The sequence below is a fragment of the Chitinimonas violaceus genome, assembly GCF_052601015.1.
Genome location: NZ_JBQXDJ010000045.1, coordinates 15,164 through 35,385, shown reverse-complemented (window position 1 = coordinate 35,385; position 20,222 = coordinate 15,164). Strand labels below are relative to the sequence as shown.

Below are 20,222 nucleotides of genomic sequence, written 5' to 3'. Positions count from 1 at the left end.
TGCCGAACTGAGCTAGGAGCTCGGCGGGAATTGCCGGCAATTCCACCGGCTTGGCTTTCGGTTTGCGAGGCATACATTCTCCTTGGGAGCATGATATGCCTTGAACACGAAATTACTGACAGACCCTAAGATCGTGAACAGGTTCTAACGAATAGTAAAAGCTGCAAGTAATTCTGGTCTTAAATTATCCCAAATCATCAAACGTACACTGGCTGGTAGCTATACAGATCAATACCTAACCCTGCAAATTATTGGCATTGAACAATTAATCTGTACGCTAAAACATATTTCAACGCCCAATCGGCAGCATACCCTTCCCTCTTTGCGTTAAATCTGTTCACTATCTTTCACCTTGTGAAAGGTATTTCCAGCATCAACCTCACAATATTCCAAATGGATTAAATATTTTATATCTACAACGAAGCCCCGCCAGCTTTTCATGTCGAATAGCTATTTTATATTGTTTTACACATCACTTCTAATCTTAGCGGCATGTCAATTGGCATATCTGCTTCGTTTCGTCCTTAGCCACAACACATAAAATATGCTCCCATACTAAATTGAACGTATCTGCCAGTAGATATCCAAGCCCATAGACATGTGCACGTATTTACATGCACCCCATGGGCATTAGTTGTGCTTTCGGAGAGTTAAGATGCAAGTGCAGTACCGCAGGAAAAAAGTTGTTAACTATGTCTGTTTGGCACTATCAATTAGCCCGTTGATGGCATTTGCAGATGAGCCTTATCCATCCAATCCCCTCATATTAAATTCTGGGGTTACGCCTAACATTATGTTGTTTGTGGATACATCCACAAGTATGAGTGCATGGATGCCAACGGGAAGTGAATGCAAACCTGGCGATCCTGCTTATCCAAAGTGCGCTAACAACGGGAGTATTGGCATAGCAAGACGAGTACTTTCTAAATTGGTAAGTGAGGAAAAAAATAAGAATCTAAACTGGGGGTTGTTTACATTTGATAATGTAGATGTAAAACGCACTGGAGCAGGCATATTACAGTCACCAATAAAAAACAGATCAAATAAAAAAGAATTTGATGAGCTTCTAAAAGAAATCGATGACTTATATCCGGATAATAGTACCCCTCTTGCAGCGTCAACATATGAGCTATCGCGATATTGGCGAGGCATGACCTCTGCATACGAGAAAAATAATGGGGAATCTTATGACTCACCCATTAAATATCGTTGCCAAAAGAATTACCAGATCATTATCTCCGATGGAGAACCTAGTTGGGATACAAACCTAAAACCAGCAGCCGAAGACCCTGCCCTAACTAATTATAATATCGAAAATCGAGCTGTCATTAATAATGTGGACTGGAGCCAGCATTCACATAATTTTTCCCAACTGACTAAATTCATGTATCAACAGGACATGCGGAATACAAATTCCAACGACTTGGAGGGAAAATCTTTTAATGAGAAGAAATTTGAAATCCAAAATGTAACATCTTACGTTGTGGGGTTTAGAATTGATTCGTCACTATTAAAAAATGCTGCAGAACAAGCCGGTGGCAAGTATTACACCATTAGCCATGGCTCAGACAAAGAAAATGAAGAGAAACTTGCAGAGTCTCTCTCCAATGCGGTCGCAAGTATTATCGACCAGAATTCCAATGCAGGTGGTTTAGCAGTAGAAGCCAATGCCAAATCGGATAATAACTTCCTTTATCTGCCAGGATTCAACTCAAAAGGTTGGTATGGCGAACTAAAACGGTATTCATTTCATAAGGGTGTGATTAATAGAGACTCAATGCAGGAAGCAGGTGCCTCACTAACTAAGCAGGCCTCGAGAAAAATATACTCAGCAACAGATAGGGGTAAATTTAATCGATTTGAGTTTACTGAGGGCAGCTTGGGGACAATGACACAAGACCAGCAAGCCGCCTTAGGAAGTGATCATAAAGATCGAGTAGAAACAATTAATTTTCTTAGGGGGCATCCAGTAGCAGGTCAGCGTATACGCTCTACTTTGCTTGGCGATTTTATAGATACAAAACCTGTATTTGTTGGCAAACCAATAGGAAAATCATTAGATTCCAGTTACGAGAACTTCAAAAAAGAACACTCCGGTCGGGGCATGGTATTTATCGGTGCTAATGATGGGATGATGCATGGCTTTGATACTTCCAAGCCCATTACTAATCCAAATCACTTGCCAGAAATGGAAGAGGTGGTTGGCTATATCCCATCTATGGTTTATCCAAAGCTGAAAACACTAACTAACCCCAACTATGGTAAGGGGAATAATCCTCATGTATATCATGTTAGCGGACCTTCAGTTACGCAAGATATTAAAGTCAATGGACGATGGAAAACTATTCTGGTTAGCGGGTTAGGGCAAGGCGGTAGAGGTTATTTTGCATTGGATGTGACAAGTCAGGACAATTTTAAGAACCCAGAAAGTACGGTACGCTGGGAATGGAACAAATCCAATGATGCTGATGTTGGATATACATTTGGCACACCCTTCATTTATAGCGTAAAAACAGGGTCGGACAGTTTTACCCCTGTCGTAGTGTTAGCGAATGGCTATGAAAATAACTTTGATTCTTCAGCCAAAGTTAAGAAGGAAAATTCATCGGCTTTATACATACTAAATGCCGACTCTGGCGATTTGATCAGAAAGATAGAAGTAAACGAAGCTGGCGGTAGGAAAAGTACAGGATTATCCTCACCTAGGGGATTAGACGCTGATTTTGATGGTGTGCTTGATTACGTATACGCAGGGGACGAAAATGGCACAATGTGGCGATTTGACCTAACCAGTGGTGTATCTTCAGCATCTGTGAAACCAATATTTCAAACTCCCAAAGAAGAACCTATTATTCAAGCGCCCCGTATATTGCCTGTAAGAGGCAAAGCAAGTACCGAGAATTTCTTTCGGGAAAATGACAAAGGATTTAAAGGTTACCTTGTTCTCTTTGGTACCGGTAGGCTACTGACGAATCAAGATAGACAAGATAGCACCCAACATTATTTCTTCGGTGTATTAGATGATCTACAAAATAAAGATAAAGTAAATATAGGAGATCTAACAGAACAAAAGCTCATTTCAAACGGTAGCTACCGTGCTGTTACAGATAACCCTATTGACTTGGAAGCTGAACCCCCAACTTCGAAAGGGTGGTTTATTAAATTTAGTTCCTATGAGAGGCTTGTTTCTGAACCGCAATTGCATGGTCGCCGAATCATGTTTGGTACAGGTATTCCACAAGCCGCAACAGAAACACAAACCTGCGCTTCACCCAGTAAAGGCTGGATAATGGCCTTGGATGCGTTGACAGGATCAACCGTCCGGACAAAGCGTAAAATTAAATATGCTTTTCTCGACCAAAATGGTAATGGGAAGTCAGATGTAGGTGATTTGATAAAATTTGGGAAAGAAGACCATTACCCCAGTGGATATAGAGTAGATGGCATTCCCAAAGACCCAATGTTTATGGCTGACAAAGAATCGACCATTACGTTAACTACTGATACCAGTATTAGACAAAAGTCTGCCAGTGGAACTGCAAAGGAAAACAACTGGCATAGAAATAATGTCGCCTACTCTAAAAATGGCGGTGTCGATATGGATACCAATGCCGGCGGAGAAAGCAGCGGCAGAGGTGGTAGTGACTGTAGCCAGGATAATTCCACTAAGGGTATATACCTCTCGGCCAATCAGGGCAGTGAATCCATAGACAGTAAAATCGGGAATGCAGCACCAGGCTGCGGGGTTCGTCTTGAACGTGTTACCTGGCGGGAATTGGTGAATTAAAAACTGAATTTCTAGCTCAAATACTGCTTGAGCCATCTAAATAACAACGCCGACTACAAAGTCGGCGTTGTTATTTACTTACGCTAAGGCTTATTCCTTGGCTTTCAGTGCTTCTACCAAGTCGACATACTTCTGCTTGGCTGCTGCGCTATCTGTACCAGACAATTCGGCCCAGGCGTTGTACTTGGCACCAGCAACGAAATCAAACATAGAAGGTTTGTCGCCTTTTACATCGCCTTCGCTGGCTTGCTTGTACAAAGCGTACAGTTTGAGCTTGACGGAGTTATCCGGCGCTTCGGAGAGCTTGGTGACATCATCGGCAGCTTGTTTGAATAGGGTATCGATATCGGACATTGGCGTGTTCCTCGCAAATCAGTTGGGATCGTTACAGCTAGGGTCGATGACTTGGCATAAGAGCCTGTTTACGATCTGTCACGAGCAGTTGTCAGCAGGGTGCAGCACAGAAACCCGAGTGTACTTGAGTACACGAAGATTTCGAGCAGCACATAAACCCAGATCACAGCTGCGCAGTAAGATCGTAAGCAGGTTCTAAGAGTCGCTAACAAAATCCAGTGAAGCGATTCTGGCTAGGCGCACAAGCGTAGACAGTACGTGGGTATGGCAAGCTTGCGCAACAACGCCGGAAGGGCTTTGTTAGCGGCTCTAAGACTCACGCTGCACTCGGTGCGGTGTAGGCAACTTGCCCACCCACCAAGGTATGCCGGACTCTACCACGCAATTCCGTACCAACAAACGGCGTGTGCTTACCACTGCTGACTAGCGTTTCCGCTGCGACACGCCATGTTGCATGTGCGTCGAAAATGCACAGGTCGGCAGGCGCTCCCACTTTAATTTGCCCCACCTCCAATCCCAGCAGCATTGCAGGCTCACAGGTAATCTTCGCCAAAGCACGCGGCAAGGAAACCTGCTTTTGTGCTGCCCATGTCAATACAAGGGGCAGTAATAGTTCCAGTCCTGTCGCCCCGGGTGCGGCTTCACCAAATGGCAAGAGCTTATCGTCGTTCCCAACCGGCGTATGGTCGGAACAAATGGCAGAGATGACACCATCGACCAAACCTTGCTGGATAGCATCACGATCGCGAATGCTACGTAGTGGCGGGGCAAGACGCATATTGCTGTCGAAATAACCGATATCGATATCTGCCAGGTGGACATGGTTGATACTGACATCACAAGTAAGCCGGAGCCCTTCGGCACGCGCCACAGCGATCATCTCCAACCCTTCGCTGGTGGAAACGCGCTCCAGATGCACGCTGGCACCACTGTCACGCATCAAGATAACAATCATGGCAATCGCCACCGTCTCGGCTACTGCAGGGATAGCCGGCAAGCCCAATCGGGTCGCCACTTGGCCATCGTGGGCCACACCACCAGCAGACAGCCGCACATCCTGCGGCCGTAGACGCAAGGTAATGCCGTAGGTAGCGGCGTATTGCATGGCACGATAAAGCACACGGGTATCCGCCAACGGTGCATCGGTTTGGCTGAAGGCGACACAGCCTGCTTCACGCAGCTTGGCAAACTCGGTCAATTCTGCGCCTTCCAGCCCTCGCGTTAACGCGCCTAGTGGAAGAACCCGGGCCAATCCAAGCGCTTCGGTTTTCTGGCGTAGCATCTGTACCAGACTCGGTTGGTCCAATGCGGGCTTGGTATCCGGCATGGCACACAAAGTGGTTACACCACCTGCTACCGCAGCCCGCAGTTCTGCCTGCAGTTTGTTCTTATGCTCTCCGCCGGGCTCGCCCAACCTGGCAGCCAAATCAACCAAACCTGGGATCACAATCAACCCCTTGGCATTGATCGTCTGCTCGGCGTGAAAACCGGGAGGTGTATTACCAATACCAGCAATGCGGCCTTGGCTAAGGTACAAGTCGGTAACGTTATCGAAACCACTTGCAGGGTCGACAACCTGACCATTCTGGATATGGATATTCATGCGCGGGCCCCCGACAAAATGCTCATCACGGCCATGCGCACTGCAATGCCGAACGTAACTTGATCAAGAATTACCGATTGGGCGCCATCAGCTACCGATGAGTCGATTTCCACACCACGGTTCATCGGACCAGGATGCATCACAATGGCATCGGACTTGGCCAGGGCCAGCTTTTCCTTGGATAACCCGTAGAACTGGTTGAACTCATTAGCACTGGGTAGCAGCGCCCCATTCATGCGCTCGTTCTGTAAGCGCAATGCAATTACCACATCCACACCTTTAAGCCCTTCCTTCAAGTCGTGGAACACATGCACGCCAAGCTGTTCAACATCGCGCGGTAGCAAGGTCTTGGGGCCGATCACCCGTACTTCCGGGCAACCAAGCGTCGTAAGGGCATGAATCTGGGAACGCGCGACGCGGCTGTGCAAAATATCGCCGACTATCGCCACCGTCAGGTTCTGAAAGTCTCCTTTGAAATGGCGGATCGTATACATGTCCAAGAGCGCCTGCGTAGGATGGGCATGCCTCCCATCGCCCGCATTCACCACTGCCACACCGGGCTTCACATGATTAGCAATCAGAAAAGGTGCACCCGACTCGGCATGTCGCACCACAAACATATCCACGCCCATGGCTTCAAGGTTATGGATCGTATCAAGCAGTGTCTCGCCTTTGGCGGTTGAACTGGCCTGGATGTTCAGACTATGGACATCGGCCGATAGCCGCTTCTGGGCTATCTCAAAGGTGGTACGGGTACGGGTCGAGTTTTCGAAGAAAAGATTGAAGACGCTTTTACCAGCAAGATCAGCGTGCTTCTTTTCACCGGCTTCGCCAGCAGCCACATAACTCGCGGCTTTATCGAGAATCTGGCGCAAAATACGCGCCGGCAAACCTTCGGTGCTGAGCAGATGAATCAGCTCACCGTGTTGATTCAGTTGGGGGTTGTACATCCGGCGATGCCTTTCACTAGATTCCGCCCGCGCTTAGGTTGGCATCTCAAAGCCGCACACAATCGCTTGGCTATTACTTATTCCATCACTTACAAACTATGCCTACGTGACATAGAAGTATCAGCACTCAGTCACAAACCTGCCCACCCATAGTGGGGAACTGCCATCTAACCAATTCCTGTTGAGTTAATACCCGCCCTACCCACACTACACAACGACGTGCACCAACACTATATCCAAGCTCTTTCAATGCCCTTGCTTCAATTTGGGTAATGTCGCCTTCCAATCTATCCAGCGGATGCATAAGTACTGAGGTGTAGCCAAAAAACGGCCGGCCAAGCTGAATCAGCGATTCACTCAGCACACGCTCGGCGAGCGTAAAATCCGCCAACATAGTACGTGGGTGGCCAAACGCGCTGACTCCATCGTCTGACAACTTCACTTCCAAAAACTTGCCTGTTTCTACTTCTTGCAAATGTAGCTGTGTCTTATCGATACGCACATAAACCGTTTTTCCCAAACGGCCCCAGGCATGACGAAACACAAAATCAATCATCAAGCGCTAGCCTTCACTCTGGCAATCAAACCAAGCCTGCAATATTTGCATTGCAGCTACTTGGTCGATCGCCTGTTTACGCTTTCTACCAAAAGTCTGCGCTTCGCTGAGCATGCCTTCCGCTTCCACAGAAGTCAGCCGCTCATCCATCAAGGCAACAGGTAGATTGAACCGGCCATGCAACCGATTGGCGAAGGTACGGGAGAGTCGGGAGAGTTCGTGCTCAGTACCATCCAGATGGCTGGGTAGCCCAACAACCAGCTGGGTAGGTTGCCACTCAGCAATCAATTTACCGATAGCGGCAAATTTCTCGTCGTTGCTGTTGCCTGTTATTGTGGCAAGCGGTGTAGCAATGCCTAGTTCGGCGCTGCCACCGGCCACACCGATGCGGACTTCACCGAAGTCGAAGGCGATGACATAACCACTCATGGATTCAAGCGTGCCCTGCTGTATCGGACAACATGGCCATGTCGATACCCAAGAGCTTTAACGCAGCTTCATAGCGTTGTTCGGCTGGCAGGCCAAATACCACTTCGATGTCAGCTTCGACCGTCAACCAGGCATTCTGGGCCAGCTCACCTTCCAGTTGACCCGCTTCCCACCCGGCATAACCCAGCGTAACAAACAGACGTTCCGGCCCTGCACCACTACCCACTGCCAACAATACATCTTTGGAAGTCGTCAGACCCAGATCATCTTCTACCGACATCGTGGACTGCCAATTCCCCAAGGGCTGATGCAATACAAAACCTCGGTCAGTCTGCACCGGCCCGCCAAAGTAGACCTGCTGCTCCGCTACATCCTCACGCTGCAATTCGATGTCGACCTGCTCGAACAAAGTACGGATATCCATACCGATAGGGCGGTTAACAATCACACCCATCGCACCTTCGGCATTGTGGTCACATACATAGACAAGCGACTTGGCAAAGATCGGATCTGCCATGGCAGGCATGGCAATGAGAAATTGACGACTGAGGTTTATAGCTTCCATGGTCCGAATTATCGCACACGACTTTGCATCTTGCCGTGATGGCTGCCCAGCCCGCGAACAAGCAGCTATGCTTGCCCTTCCCAAGTAATTGACTGATCCATGCCATCCTACTCCACCGCCTTGGTCTGGCTACGCCGCGATTTGCGCCTGCATGACCACGCAGCGCTCTACCATGCGCTTAAACAGACGCAGCACGTTGTTCCAGTGTTTGTATTCGACCGTACCATCCTAGACCCTCTGCCACGCGCCGACAGACGGGTGGAATTCATCTGGGAAACGATCGCTGCGCTAAAGGCGGAGTTACAAAATCATGGGAGCGATCTGATCGTACGTCATGCAGTTGCAGAAACCGAAATACCACGTTTAGCGCAAGAACTTGGTGCAGATGCAGTGTTCACCAATCATGATTACGAACCCGCAGCGATCACCCGTGACAAACAGGTAGCTGCTGCACTGGCCAAGCTGAAGATTGCCTTTCACACCAGCAAAGATCAGGTGATCTTTGAACGCGACGAAGTCCTGACCCAAGCCGGTAGTTTCTTTACTGTATTTACCCCGTACAAGAACGCATGGCTGAAAAAACTCGACCCTTTCTATCTGCAGGCGTATCCCGTAGCACGCTATCAGCATCATCTGGCGCAAAGAAGCGCCGAGAGCATGCCCAGCCTGGAAGAACTTGGGTTTGAGCGGACAAATCTACTTGAACTCGGTATACGGCCCGGCCCGGCAGGTGCAGAAGCGCTATTCGCGGACTTCCAGAACCGTATCGATCGCTATAAGGACGCTCGGGACTTCCCTGGCGTGAAAGGTGTTTCGTACCTCAGCGTACATCTACGATTTGGCACGGTGTCGATACGCCAGCTAGCTGCCTATGCATGGCAACGTGGGACAGCCGGCAGCATGAGCTGGCTTAATGAGCTGATCTGGCGCGACTTCTTTCACCAGATTCTCTGGCATCGGCTCGATGCGGTACACCACGCCTTCAAGCCTATTTACGTCGACCTGCCCTTCCCCAACGACCCCACACTGTTCGCAGCCTGGTGCGAAGGTCGTACTGGTTACCCTATCGTCGATGCTGCCATGCGACAGATGAATCAGACCGGCTTCATGCATAACCGTCTACGCATGATTGCCGCGAGCTTCCTGGTAAAAGACCTGCTTGTAGATTGGCGCTGGGGTGAGGCTTATTTCGCCGAGAAGCTGATCGACTTCGATCTCGCCGCCAACAATGGAGGGTGGCAATGGGCTGCCAGCACAGGTTGTGATGCACAGCCCTACTTTCGCATCTTCAACCCGGTCAGCCAGTCCGAGAAGTTCGACCCGGAAGGTAAATTCATCCGTCGATATGTACCCGAGTTATCTGCCATGCCCACAAATGACCTGCACGCACCCTGGCTGGCCAAGCCGATGGTATTGACAGGTGCGGGGGTGCAGCTAGGTAACGACTACCCGCTACCCATCGTTGACCATGCCGAGCAACGCGAGAAAGCTCTGGCTTTGTTCAAGCGCAATGGTTAAGAACCTGTTCAAAGATGCTATCCACGACTTGGACCCCTGCGTTTCACGTGAAGCGCTTGCCCAGCCACGCTGTGAAATCGGCATAGACTTCGTCACGATTACGCTCATTCAGCATTTCGTGGCGCCCTTGTGGATAGAGCGTGACATTCACGTCCCGTAAACCCGCAGCTTGATAACGATCGGCCAATTGTCGACAGCCTTTGCCGCCCATGCTGACCGGGTCGTGCGAGCCGGCCATCAACCATACCGGCACATCAGGCAATCCGCTTTCACGAGCCTCCAAGGCTTCCATCTCAACTATGCCCAGGAAAAGATCACGCCATAACCCCGCCGAACAATCAAAACCAGCCAAAGGGTCTGCTACATAGCTATCCACCTCCTCCGGCACCCGGCTCAACCAATCAAAAGCCGTACGCGATGGAACAAAACGCAAATTAAACGTACCAAACACTAACTTGCGCATAACTGCTGAAGGTTGGTCCCAGCCCTGGCTTCTGCCTAATACAGCCGCGATACCCGCCAGTACCCTCGCCAATGCTGACTGGCGGAAACCCGTAGCAGACAGGACCAGGCCATCCACCAATTTGGGGTGGTTCAGTACCAATGCACGCGCAACAAACGAACCCATGCTGTGCCCGAATAGCACCAAGGGCAAACCAGGACTATGTTGCCGGGCATGAGCTACCAGAGCAGCCAGGTCATTCACCACTTTGGTCCAGCCATCGGTATCGGCAAAGTGTCCAAGGCGGCCATTCAGTACGCTTTGCCCATGGCCTCGATGGTCTAAAGCCCATACCTCGCAACCCTGTTGGTTAAGAAACTGGGCAAAACCATCGTAACGGGCTGCATGTTCAGCCATGCCGTGAGCGATAACCAGCACTCGCCGGGCGTCCGGTTGAGGCCAATGGTAAGCGGCGATGGCATGACCATCGGCTTGAAGCAACTTCTCGATCTGCATAGAGAGGGTCTGACTCTGAGCTGGATACCGTAAAGGTAAGGTTGACGATAGTGACTTGTTGCTATTTCCCTGCTGCAAAACAGACTGGGGAGGAATCTCACCATTCTGGCGCAGGGTCTGGATAGAATGGAAACGACGGCAACTATAGTGCGGGCCCGGTTCAAAAGCCCGCTTATGGCCAATCGCAAGTGGTTATTCGTGGCGCAGGGAGGACACTGTCCAACTACGTAGGTTCCAAAAACCTATCCAATGGTCTGTCACGAACAGCCGTAATTACCGTCCGGGAGGATAAACCATGCGGCAGAAGACATCATGAACAGCTGGTTGGCAGTAGGCGGCGTTGGCCTACTGCTCGTTACCTGTGCCCTGAGTTGGCGCTATTGGGCTGTTTCGCTACTCACACTTGCGCGTAAGCGTGCTGGCCTGCGCCGGCACAGTATAGGTGTAGATGGCTTTGAGATGGTTTATTACAGCGGAGGCCAACGCGACAAGCCACCGATGGTTTTCCTACATGGCTTCTCGGCTGATAGCAGCAATTGGCTTTTCTTGGCTCCCAGCTTCCGCCACGACTTTCGCATCCTGATACCGGATCTGCCTGGATTTGGCGAAACCGGCTACTTACCAAAGTCCTACGCGTTGGAGGTTCAGTTAGCACGGCTAAAGGACTTCATGGACATGCTGCACCTGGACCAGGTTCATCTGGTCGGAAATTCCATGGGGGGCTATATCGCGGCCGCTTTTGCAGCCAACTATCCAGACCGGGTTGCCAGCTTGGCGCTCTTCAATGCAGCAGGTGTTGATATGCCCAAGCGCAGCCCATTCTATGAAGCGGCATTAGCCGGAGAGAACCAGCTGCTGATCCGCAAGCCGGCCGACTTCGACCATATACTCAAATTAGTCTACCACCGTCGACCCTACATACCTGGCTTTCTGCGTGACCATCTGATAAATCGGGGTATCGCGCAAGCGGACAATCAGGACCAGATATTCAAGGAAATGTTTGGGCAGCGCATCTGGCTAGACGAGCTGTTATTGAAGATCAAAGCCCCAACGTTGATCCTTTGGGGAGACGACGACCGGGTACTCGATATCTCATCCATCCAGCTCTTCAAAGCTGGCATACCCCATGCGCAGACAGCCATCCTGGCTAAATGCGGGCACGTACCCATGCTGGAAAGACCTGTAGCGACCGCCAAGGTCTACCGTACTTTTCTGGCAGAAGCCACCAAACCTACCTAAAGTCCGTCGTGCGTCAGTAAGCAGGTGCTATCCACCCCCACGACGGAACTCACTGACTACATGTGACTGACGGCGACTGACAGACAACTTTTCGTTACTCCCATCAAGCAATGCAAGCCAGTGCCCCTCGCATTCCTTTTCAAACCCCGCCAGCTTGTCGCGTGCCACAAGGCAGTTACGATGTATGCGCAGGAAGCGCTCGCCAAACTCGGCTTCCAATTGGGTCAGCGATTCTTCAAGCAAGTATTCCGCTTCACGCGTCTTAAGCGTCACATACTTAAGCTCGGCTTTCAGATACAGCACTGCATCAACGGGTACCAACCTTACCCTTCCCCGCTCTGCGACGCTGAAGTAACGCCGAGCTCCAGGTGACAAGGCCTGTAAAGTATCCGATGTGGGATGCGGCAGCTCACGGGCTCGGCGCAATGCAGCCAGGAGCCTCTCTTCCCGGATAGGTTTGAGCAGATAATCAAGTGCATGGACTTCGAAGGCTTGTACTGCAAACTCATCGAAGGCTGTACAAAATACCACCGCCGGTCGGTGATGCAGTCGATTCAGATGCCGTGCCAATTCCAAGCCATTCATGCCTGGCATATTGACGTCGGTCAATACCAAATCAGCCGGATGAACCACCAGTTTTTCAATGGCCTCCTGACCGGTCTGCGCCGTCCCCACCACCTCGTGCGGAACTTCGGCGCGACAATCGGCCAACAGGTCTTGTAAACGGCCTACGGCCGGCGGTTCATCATCGACCAGGAAGAGGCGGAGCATGGCAGTCATGGCTAAGACACTTTTCTCGTCGGTTTAGCAGCAGTCACAGGGCGATAAGGTAAGCTTAGATGAATTTGATAATAGTCATTCCCGACCACAGTTTTAAGGCTTGCTTCAGCATCAAAATGTAATGCCAACCTTTCGCGGATATTTCCCATCGCCATCTTGTTACCCGCATGATGCCCACCACCTTCTTTGTAATAGGGGTTACGAATATCAATATGCAACTCGTCTCGCGAACGAAATATGTTGATACTGATTTGCCCCGGTTTTATTGAGGGTTCGATCCCATGATAGACGGCGTTTTCAAGTAGCGGCTGTAAAGTCAGGGGTGGAATCTGCGCGTTTGTCGGCATACGTTCGGTATGCCATTCCACTCTTAGGCGATTTCCCAATCGGAGGGACTCGATACTCAAATACTGCCGCGCCAGAGCCACCTCTTTTTCCAAAGAAGAGAGCTCGCTGTTCTCTGCCATAAATACCCGAAAAAGATCGGCCAAGTCTTCCAATGCGCGTTCAGCCTTACGGGGTTCCTTGCGAATCAGACTTAACACAGCATTCAGACTATTGAATAAAAAATGAGGGCGAATACGGGCCTGCAATGCCTGCAACCGGGCCATTGTCAATAAGGGAGACATCGCCCGCCCACGCAGCCGGAAATAACCGAACTGCATCCAGCAAAGCGCCAAAGCATATACCACGACCCGCAGATAACCATTGAGACTTGCCGAATACAGACCGGACATTACAGCGCGCATAGCCAAGCTGCTACCCAACACCAGCAGCACACATACCATCAATCCTTGCCGGTAAGGCAAACTTTTCAGAAAGTCCCGGAATAGGGCCAGTAACGCCAGTACCATCAAAAGTGCTGGCTGCAGCAATGCTGCGTCAGTCATGAAGCGCTGGCCGGCATCGGAAAAATTGTCGGTAGCTGCAATAGCAGCCAGACCAGAGACTATATTTATCGACAGCAGTATGCGCAGGCTGATTCCCAAATTACGAAAATCTGGTAGCTGATCGGGAACGGTAGGAGGCAGCGGACTGGTCATTGCCGACATTATATGCAGACATCATGATATTCGCTTGAACACGTGTAAATTACGTGCAGTCAATTAAGCCGATCTATGGGGCGAGAAGAACATGTCGCTGGCGGTTCTATACAGTCGCGCCCTCAGTGGCGTACATGCTCCCGAAGTGGTGGTTGAAGCACATTTGGCAAATGGCTTACCTAGCTTTACCATCGTCGGCCTGCCCGACGCAGAAGTGAAAGAAGCCCGCGACCGGGTTCGCGCAGCCATTCAAACCGGACGTTTCGAATTTCCAGCAAGACGTATCACGGTCAATCTGGCGCCAGCCGACCTGCCCAAGGAAAGCGGCCGGTTTGACCTGCCAATTGCCTTGGGCATATTGGCAGCGAGTGGTCAGATCCCGCTTGATAAGTTGGATCAATATGAATTCGCAGGTGAGCTGGCTCTCACTGGCGATCTACGCCCGGTTAGAGGCGCGCTGGCGATGTCATTGGCTGCCAGCAAAGCGAACCGCAGCTTCGTTGTCCCGCTTGCCAGCGCAGATGAAGCCGCACTCATCACCAACTGTAATGTCCTGGGTGCAGGCAGCTTGGCTGCCGTCTGTGCACATCTTACCGGCCAAGCCTTACTTAGTAAGCAACCCGCCCCGGCACCAGTTGAAGCTGTGCACTATGCGGACCTTGCCGATGTGAAAGGCCAGCAACCTGCTAAGCGTGTATTGGAAATTGCTGCAGCGGGCGGACATTCATTACTGATGGTGGGGCCACCCGGCACAGGTAAATCCATGTTGGCAGCACGCTTACCCGGCATCTTGCCACCGATGGACGATACAGCAGCATTGGAAACCGCCGCCCTGCAGTCACTGGGTTCACAAGGCTTTTCTGCCGCCACTTTTGGACAACGCCCATATAGGGCCCCTCACCATACTTCTTCTGCCGTGGCACTGGTTGGTGGTGGGTCGGAACCTCGTCCAGGGGAAATCAGCTTGGCGCACCAAGGTGTACTGTTTCTCGACGAGCTGCCTGAATTTGATCGTAAGGTACTGGAAGTGCTACGTGAGCCCCTCGAAAACCACCGCATCACAATCTCACGTGCTGCGTGGCAGGCCGAATTCCCGGCAGCTTTCCAGTTGATCGCAGCAATGAACCCCTGCCCTTGCGGCTATGCCGGCCACCCCAGTGGCCGCTGCCGTTGTACCCCTGATCAGATTGCCCGCTATAAAGGCAAACTGTCCGGCCCATTTCTGGACCGCCTGGACCTGATCATTGAAGTTCCAGCTCTCAGCCAATCCGACCTGACTACATCAACACCAAGCGAAGCAAGCACAGACGTACGAAAACGCGCCATAGCCGCTCGTGAGCGGCAATTAAATCGACAGGGAATGGAGAATGCCCGCTTGAGCAACCGTAAGCTCGACACTGTTGCGGCACTGGATATGGCTGGGCATAAATTAATGGCGCTTGCCATGCAAAGGCTGGATCTCTCTGCCCGGGCTTATCACCGTATTTTACGTGTAGCCCGCACCATTGCCGACCTCGCTGCTAGCGACATCATTCACGCAAATCACTTGGCCGAGGCAATCCAATACCGGCGGGCTTTGTAAATTCGCGCCCACCGGTAAGAACTTGTTCACAGCACGCCGTGAACAAATCTGTAGATTGTAAACAGGTTCTAAGGGACTCAAGATCCAAAAACGTAGGCACCAAATAAACCAACATGCTTGCCGCTGAAGCTTTTGCCAAATACTACGGGTTCTTTATACCGCTCACTTACCCCCCGCAACGTCAACATAAAGTCCGGCACTGGTTGCCAACCTAACTCGATCACCCCACCCATATTTGATTCAAACTGAAAGGAAATCTTACCGTCTATATCTGCTTTGGTATAACTAGCCCGAGTAGCCTTACGTACACCACCGCCAATGAAAAATTTATCGTTCACATGAAAATGTGCGAGCAATTCAACTGGATATCTGCTAAACGTTAGCTTACCCGGGTTGCCGTTGCCTACCGAATCAGCATGGTAACCATAAGTTAGTTGCGCTGAAATGGGTGAAGCTGGCATTTTCCAATACGCACCCATGTTTAATTGATAACGCTCACCTGCTTTAATATTTTTCTCGTCAATTAAGGCACCGGTGTTTATATCGTGAATATATCCCCTCAATATCTTATCCCCACCTCCTGTGTAGCCCAAACTCATCATAAAGCGGAAATCAGATTTAGCTTCGGCCATTGCCCCTACAGACACAAACAGCCCCAGCATACCGGCACATAGCCGGCTAGTACGAACAAGCATAAGGTCCTCCCTGAACCATTTTTCGGAATGCGCTACCCAAGGGAAACGCATAGATAAGCTTAATCGATTCTGATGCACTTGGCTGCGGCTCTCATTCACGGCTAGAATAGCCACCTTCGCGGGCGTCGTATAATGGCAATACCCTAGCTTCCCAAGCTAGAGCCGTGGGTTCGATTCCCATCGCCCGCTCCAGATGCGAAAAAGCCAACCAACTGAGGTTGGCTTTTTCATTGGGCACACACTTCATACAAGACCCGCGCCCAGCCTTCGATTGGCGGAGTAAACTCAAGGTTTCCCTGCTGAATCCTAGACTGCCATGTCCCACAATAGTTTGCGCCGCATTGCCATCATTGGTGGCAGCCGTATTCCTTTTTGTCGATCCAATACGCTGTATCAGGATCAATCCAACTTAAGCATGCTGACCGCCGCTATCAATGGTCTCGTGGATAAGTTCGATCTGGCGAAGGTGGAAATAGACGAAGTTGGCGCAGGCGCAGTGATATCGCATTCCAAGGATTGGAATCTGGCCCGTGAAGCTGTATTGTCGAGCAGGCTATCCCCTCTGACAACCGCTTATACCGTGCAAATGGCTTGTGGTACCAGCCTGCAGGCACTAGCTCAACTGGGCGCGAAAATCGCCACAGGCCAGATAGACAGCGCTATTGCCGGTGGTTCTGACACCACATCAGATGCGCCCATTGTATTCAGCCATCGCTTTGCCCAGCGGCTGATCAAAGCAAGCAATGCCAAGACATTTGGTCAGAAACTCGCTGCGTTCAAAGGTTTTGGGCTTGGCGAACTGAAACCTTCTTCCCCCAATGCCGGTGAACCACGTACCAAGATGTCGATGGGTCAGCATTGCGAACTGATGGCCAAGCAGTGGAATATCCGCAGAGAGGATCAGGATCATCTGGCTTATATGAGCCATAGAAAAGCCGCTGCAGCCTTCGCCGATGGTTTCTTCGACGATCTGGTCGTGCCTTTTGCCGATGTGAAACGGGATAACCATCTACGTACAGACACCACACTGGAAAAACTCGCCAGCCTCAAACCCGCATTCGATCGTGAATCTGGCCAAGGTACGCTGACTGCAGGTAACAGCACGCCACTAACTGATGGCGCCTCTGCGGTAATGTTGGCATCCGAATCATGGGCACAGGCACGCGGCCTACCGATTCAGGCCTATCTGACTTATGTCAAAACAGCATCTGTGGACTTTGTCGCAGGAGAAGGTCTTTTGATGGCGCCAACCATCGCGGTGGCACGGCTGCTCAAAGAAGCGAACCTTACTCTGCAGGATTTCGATTTTTACGAAATCCATGAAGCCTTCGCTGCTCAGGTCCTCTGTACACTTCAAGCTTGGGAGTCCGAAGAATATTGCCGTAACCGCTTGGGTCTATCTGGTGCGTTAGGCAGCATCAATCCCGCCAAAATCAATGTCGTTGGCAGCTCGCTGGCATTCGGGCACCCCTTTGCTGCAACGGGTACCCGCATCGTGGCGAATCTGGCCAAACTGCTGGACCAACGTGGCAGTGGCCGTGGCTTGATTTCAGTCTGTACCGCGGGGGGTATGGGCATCGCTGCCATCTTAGAAAAACCCTAAAGGTCTGCTGCGCGTCAGCGAGACTTTGAACGGGTTCTAAAAGCCCGTTCACAATTTTACTGAGCAGCTGTGATTAGAGCTCATATGCTGCTCGTGATAGATCGAAAACAAGCTATCAACGCACAAACGCACGTCCATTCACATCATCCACAGATTGAGAGTACGGCATGCAGACCATACTGATCGCCAACCCAAAAGGTGGCGCCGGCAAATCCACACTGGCTACCAATCTGGCGACGTACTTTGCGTGGAAAGGCCACAAAGCCGCGCTGGGAGATCTGGACAGGCAACAATCAGCCGCACATTGGTTGAGCCTGCGCTCACACAATTTCCCACCCATTGGGCATTGGGATTGTGATGAGGAACTACCAACCAAACTGCCAAAGGGGTACGAAAGGGCAGTTATCGATACACCTGCGGGCTTGCGCGGCAAGAAGCTGGAGGCAATGCTGAAGTTGAGCGACCATATTCTGGTACCAGTGCAACCTTCCAGTTTTGATATGTGGGCCTCACAGGACTTCTTCGCTCGGCTTGCCGAAGAAAAGCGAATACGCAAAGGCAAGGTCAATGTCGGCGTTGTGGGAATGAGGGTCAAGGCCAATACCCGCGCCAGCAAGCAACTGGCTGATTTCCTGGCGCAGTTCGAACTGCCGGTATTGAGCTGCCTGCGGGATACCCAGTACTACCTGCAGACCCTGCCACGTGGCATGGGTATTTTCGATCTACCCGCTCCACGTTTGGTCCGTGACCTGGAACAATGGCAGCCGATTCTGGAGTGGCTGGAAACATAAACTAATGAGTAAGCAAAAAATACCGGTAAACCTGATTACCGGCTTTCTTGGTGTAGGTAAGACCACAGCAATCCGCCGCCTGCTGGCTGACAAGCCGGCCAATGAATTTTGGGCAGTCCTCGTCAATGAATTTGGAGAAGTTGGTATCGATGGTGCCGCCATCAACACGGCCAGTGAAGGGCTAAATGTCGTTGAAGTACCCGGTGGCTGTATTTGCTGTACCACCAGCCCCATGCTACGTGTCAGCCTCACCAAACTGCTGCGCCAACGCCAACCAGATCGATTAATTATTGAGCCCAGCGGCCTGGGCCACCCGGCAGGCATCATCGACATATTGCGCGATCCATTCCTGGCAACCGCGCTGGAAGTACGCGCCACGATCACCCTGGTAGACCCTCGTCAGCTTGATGACCCCCGCTACACCACCCACGAGGTCTGGCGCGACCAGATCACTTTGGCCGATGTGCTGATCGCCAATAAATGTGACCGGGCCGATGCTGCTCAGGTAGATCGTTTCATGGGAATGGCGAACGGCATGTTCCCACCTAAGCTTGCTGTCCTCACTACCTGCCAAGGGGAGTTTGATTCACAGTTGTTGGACTTAGCGGGTGAACCGGCCTTGGCCAAACCCAACACATCACCCATGCATGGGAAAAGACCCAAAACATCAAAGCCCTCAAAAACCACGGTTGAATCCGATTTCCCTCCTGCCCTACAAATCAAAGATCACAATGAACCCAACCAGTCCAGCCGAGGCTGGATTTGGCAGACAGAGACCCGATTCTCTGCCAACCAACTGGCGACTTTATTCCAAGGTCTGAGTGCCCATACTGAATATGGCTTGCCCACAGTTCAACGCGCCAAAGGAGTATTCAATACCGATCATGGCTGGCTGTTGTTCAACTGGGTAGATGGCGAGGCCAATGCACAGGAAATTGCATGGCGACGAGATTCTCGAGCAGAGCTGATCGTGGCAAGCGCCACACCCGACTGGGCACAGTTTGAAGCAGCTTTATTAGCCTGTTGCCTGCCAGAAACCGAAGCTAAAACCGTATAGGTCAACCAAGAAAAAACGGGGCAGTAATGCCCCCAGTTACGTCACAAGCAGTTTATTAGCCGTCCCGCCAATGCGGGGGGTAGGTCTTCTGGTAATAGGGCAACAATTCAATGCGCCGTTTCCAGTCCATCAAACGAGCAGGCATGCTCGCTTCCACGCCCAGATCGGGCCGCTTTTTACCGGTTATACGCAGCAAAAATGCCAGGGTGGCGTAGAGCGCATAGTCCGCAGCCGACAGCTGGTCACCCAGCCAGTCCCCACGCAACTCGCTGCTGAAGAACTCCAACTCGCTGTGGATTTTCTGTAACGCAGCAGCAAGCTTGGCCTCATCGGCAGGGCCGGTTTTCCACAAAATCTCGTCCCCGACAACACCGACCTCCTTGTCCAGATACCAATCGACTTCTGCAATCAGCCGGCGAAGGCGGGCTTTAGCCTGTGTATTACCCGGTAGAACCGGCTTGGTTGGATAGGCTTCGTCCAGGTATTCAACAATGGCGGCAGACTCATACAGGGTGAAACCGCCATCTGCTATGCCAGGTACCCGCCCCCGTGGATTGATTGCACGAAATTCGGGTGTTTTCAGATCCCCTCCAGAGAAAGACAGCAGCTTCAAATCGTACGGCAGTCCTTTGTGCTCCAAAGCCAACCAAACACGCCACACAAATGGTGAACCTGACGCTGCGTAGAAAGTTATCGCCATGGCAGTCTCCAG

General features: G+C 51.1%; 18 protein-coding genes and 1 tRNA gene. 8 read left to right on the top strand and 11 right to left on the bottom strand.

Annotated features, from left to right (window positions below; translation table 11 throughout):
- Positions 1–655: 655 nt before the first annotated feature.
- Positions 656–3,787 (top strand): pilus assembly protein, encoded by a 3,132-nt coding sequence (locus tag ACUHMQ_RS14615; protein ID WP_445296198.1) that lies wholly within the window; start codon positions 656–658, stop codon positions 3,785–3,787.
- A gap of 90 nt (positions 3,788–3,877) precedes the next feature.
- On the opposite strand, the gene ACUHMQ_RS14610 is transcribed toward ACUHMQ_RS14615, so the two are convergent.
- The 6 genes from ACUHMQ_RS14610 to ACUHMQ_RS14585 form a co-directional block, all read right to left on the bottom strand.
- Positions 3,878–4,141: an acyl-CoA-binding protein gene (locus ACUHMQ_RS14610; protein WP_445296197.1), complete on the bottom strand. Its 264-nt coding sequence runs from the start codon at positions 4,139–4,141 to the stop codon at positions 3,878–3,880.
- A gap of 316 nt (positions 4,142–4,457) precedes the next feature.
- Complete coding sequence (locus tag ACUHMQ_RS14605; RefSeq protein WP_445296196.1) at positions 4,458–5,744, bottom strand: dihydroorotase; 1,287 nt, start codon at positions 5,742–5,744, stop codon at positions 4,458–4,460.
- Positions 5,741–6,694 (bottom strand): aspartate carbamoyltransferase catalytic subunit, encoded by a 954-nt coding sequence (locus ACUHMQ_RS14600; RefSeq protein WP_445296195.1) that lies wholly within the window; start codon positions 6,692–6,694, stop codon positions 5,741–5,743. Before ACUHMQ_RS14600 ends, ACUHMQ_RS14605 begins: the two co-directional genes overlap by 4 nt.
- A gap of 127 nt (positions 6,695–6,821) precedes the next feature.
- On the bottom strand, positions 6,822–7,250 hold the full coding sequence (locus ACUHMQ_RS14595) for a hypothetical protein (protein WP_445296194.1): 429 nt from the start codon (positions 7,248–7,250) through the stop codon (positions 6,822–6,824).
- Between the two features lie 6 nt (positions 7,251–7,256).
- Entirely contained in the window at positions 7,257–7,679 is a 423-nt protein-coding gene (gene ruvX / locus ACUHMQ_RS14590) for a Holliday junction resolvase RuvX (RefSeq protein WP_445296193.1), read from the bottom strand.
- 4 nt (positions 7,680–7,683) lie between these two features.
- Positions 7,684–8,244: a YqgE/AlgH family protein gene (locus tag ACUHMQ_RS14585; protein WP_445296192.1), complete on the bottom strand. Its 561-nt coding sequence runs from the start codon at positions 8,242–8,244 to the stop codon at positions 7,684–7,686.
- 99 nt (positions 8,245–8,343) lie between these two features.
- On the opposite strand from ACUHMQ_RS14585, the gene ACUHMQ_RS14580 reads away from it, so the two are divergent.
- Positions 8,344–9,762 carry a cryptochrome/photolyase family protein gene (locus ACUHMQ_RS14580; protein WP_445296191.1) on the top strand — a complete coding sequence of 473 codons (1,419 nt, stop codon included), beginning with the start codon at positions 8,344–8,346 and terminating at the stop codon, positions 9,760–9,762.
- Between the two features lie 43 nt (positions 9,763–9,805).
- Here the strand turns inward: ACUHMQ_RS14580 and ACUHMQ_RS14575 are convergent, their stop codons facing one another.
- Positions 9,806–10,720: an alpha/beta hydrolase gene (locus tag ACUHMQ_RS14575; RefSeq protein ID WP_445296190.1), complete on the bottom strand. Its 915-nt coding sequence runs from the start codon at positions 10,718–10,720 to the stop codon at positions 9,806–9,808.
- A gap of 312 nt (positions 10,721–11,032) precedes the next feature.
- Between ACUHMQ_RS14575 and ACUHMQ_RS14570 the strand changes: the two genes are divergently transcribed.
- The gene (locus ACUHMQ_RS14570; protein ID WP_445296189.1) at positions 11,033–11,959 is read left to right on the top strand and encodes an alpha/beta fold hydrolase; all 927 of its coding nucleotides are present in this window, start codon (positions 11,033–11,035) and stop codon (positions 11,957–11,959) included.
- A gap of 27 nt (positions 11,960–11,986) precedes the next feature.
- Here the strand turns inward: ACUHMQ_RS14570 and ACUHMQ_RS14565 are convergent, their stop codons facing one another.
- Together ACUHMQ_RS14565 and ACUHMQ_RS14560 are read right to left on the bottom strand one after the other, a co-directional pair.
- The gene (locus ACUHMQ_RS14565; RefSeq protein ID WP_445296188.1) at positions 11,987–12,739 is read right to left on the bottom strand and encodes a LytR/AlgR family response regulator transcription factor; all 753 of its coding nucleotides are present in this window, start codon (positions 12,737–12,739) and stop codon (positions 11,987–11,989) included.
- 2 nt (positions 12,740–12,741) lie between these two features.
- Complete coding sequence (locus tag ACUHMQ_RS14560) at positions 12,742–13,782, bottom strand: sensor histidine kinase (RefSeq protein ID WP_445296187.1); 1,041 nt, start codon at positions 13,780–13,782, stop codon at positions 12,742–12,744.
- Between the two features lie 91 nt (positions 13,783–13,873).
- On the opposite strand from ACUHMQ_RS14560, the gene ACUHMQ_RS14555 reads away from it, so the two are divergent.
- A complete protein-coding gene (locus tag ACUHMQ_RS14555) occupies positions 13,874–15,364 on the top strand; it encodes a YifB family Mg chelatase-like AAA ATPase (RefSeq protein ID WP_445296186.1) in 1,491 nt (496 codons plus the stop codon).
- 77 nt (positions 15,365–15,441) lie between these two features.
- Here the strand turns inward: ACUHMQ_RS14555 and ACUHMQ_RS14550 are convergent, their stop codons facing one another.
- Positions 15,442–16,059, bottom strand: coding sequence for a hypothetical protein (locus ACUHMQ_RS14550; RefSeq protein WP_445296185.1), 618 nt, complete (start codon positions 16,057–16,059; stop codon positions 15,442–15,444).
- A 118-nt stretch (positions 16,060–16,177) separates the two neighbouring features.
- Between ACUHMQ_RS14550 and ACUHMQ_RS14545 the strand changes: the two genes are divergently transcribed.
- The 4 genes from ACUHMQ_RS14545 (at position 16,178) to ACUHMQ_RS14530 (ending at position 19,510) form a co-directional block, all read left to right on the top strand.
- Positions 16,178–16,251: transfer RNA gene (locus ACUHMQ_RS14545), tRNA-Gly, on the top strand.
- A gap of 124 nt (positions 16,252–16,375) precedes the next feature.
- Positions 16,376–17,662 carry an acetyl-CoA C-acetyltransferase gene (locus ACUHMQ_RS14540; RefSeq protein ID WP_445296184.1) on the top strand — a complete coding sequence of 429 codons (1,287 nt, stop codon included), beginning with the start codon at positions 16,376–16,378 and terminating at the stop codon, positions 17,660–17,662.
- A gap of 167 nt (positions 17,663–17,829) precedes the next feature.
- Positions 17,830–18,453 (top strand): nucleotide-binding protein, encoded by a 624-nt coding sequence (locus ACUHMQ_RS14535; RefSeq protein WP_445296183.1) that lies wholly within the window; start codon positions 17,830–17,832, stop codon positions 18,451–18,453.
- Positions 18,454–18,457: 4 nt separating this feature from the next.
- On the top strand, positions 18,458–19,510 hold the full coding sequence (locus ACUHMQ_RS14530; RefSeq protein ID WP_445296182.1) for a CobW family GTP-binding protein: 1,053 nt from the start codon (positions 18,458–18,460) through the stop codon (positions 19,508–19,510).
- A gap of 55 nt (positions 19,511–19,565) precedes the next feature.
- Here ACUHMQ_RS14530 and ACUHMQ_RS14525 read toward each other — a convergent pair whose 3' ends face one another.
- On the bottom strand, positions 19,566–20,210 hold the full coding sequence (locus ACUHMQ_RS14525; protein WP_445296181.1) for a glutathione S-transferase family protein: 645 nt from the start codon (positions 20,208–20,210) through the stop codon (positions 19,566–19,568).
- Between the last annotated feature and the right edge of the window lie 12 nt (positions 20,211–20,222).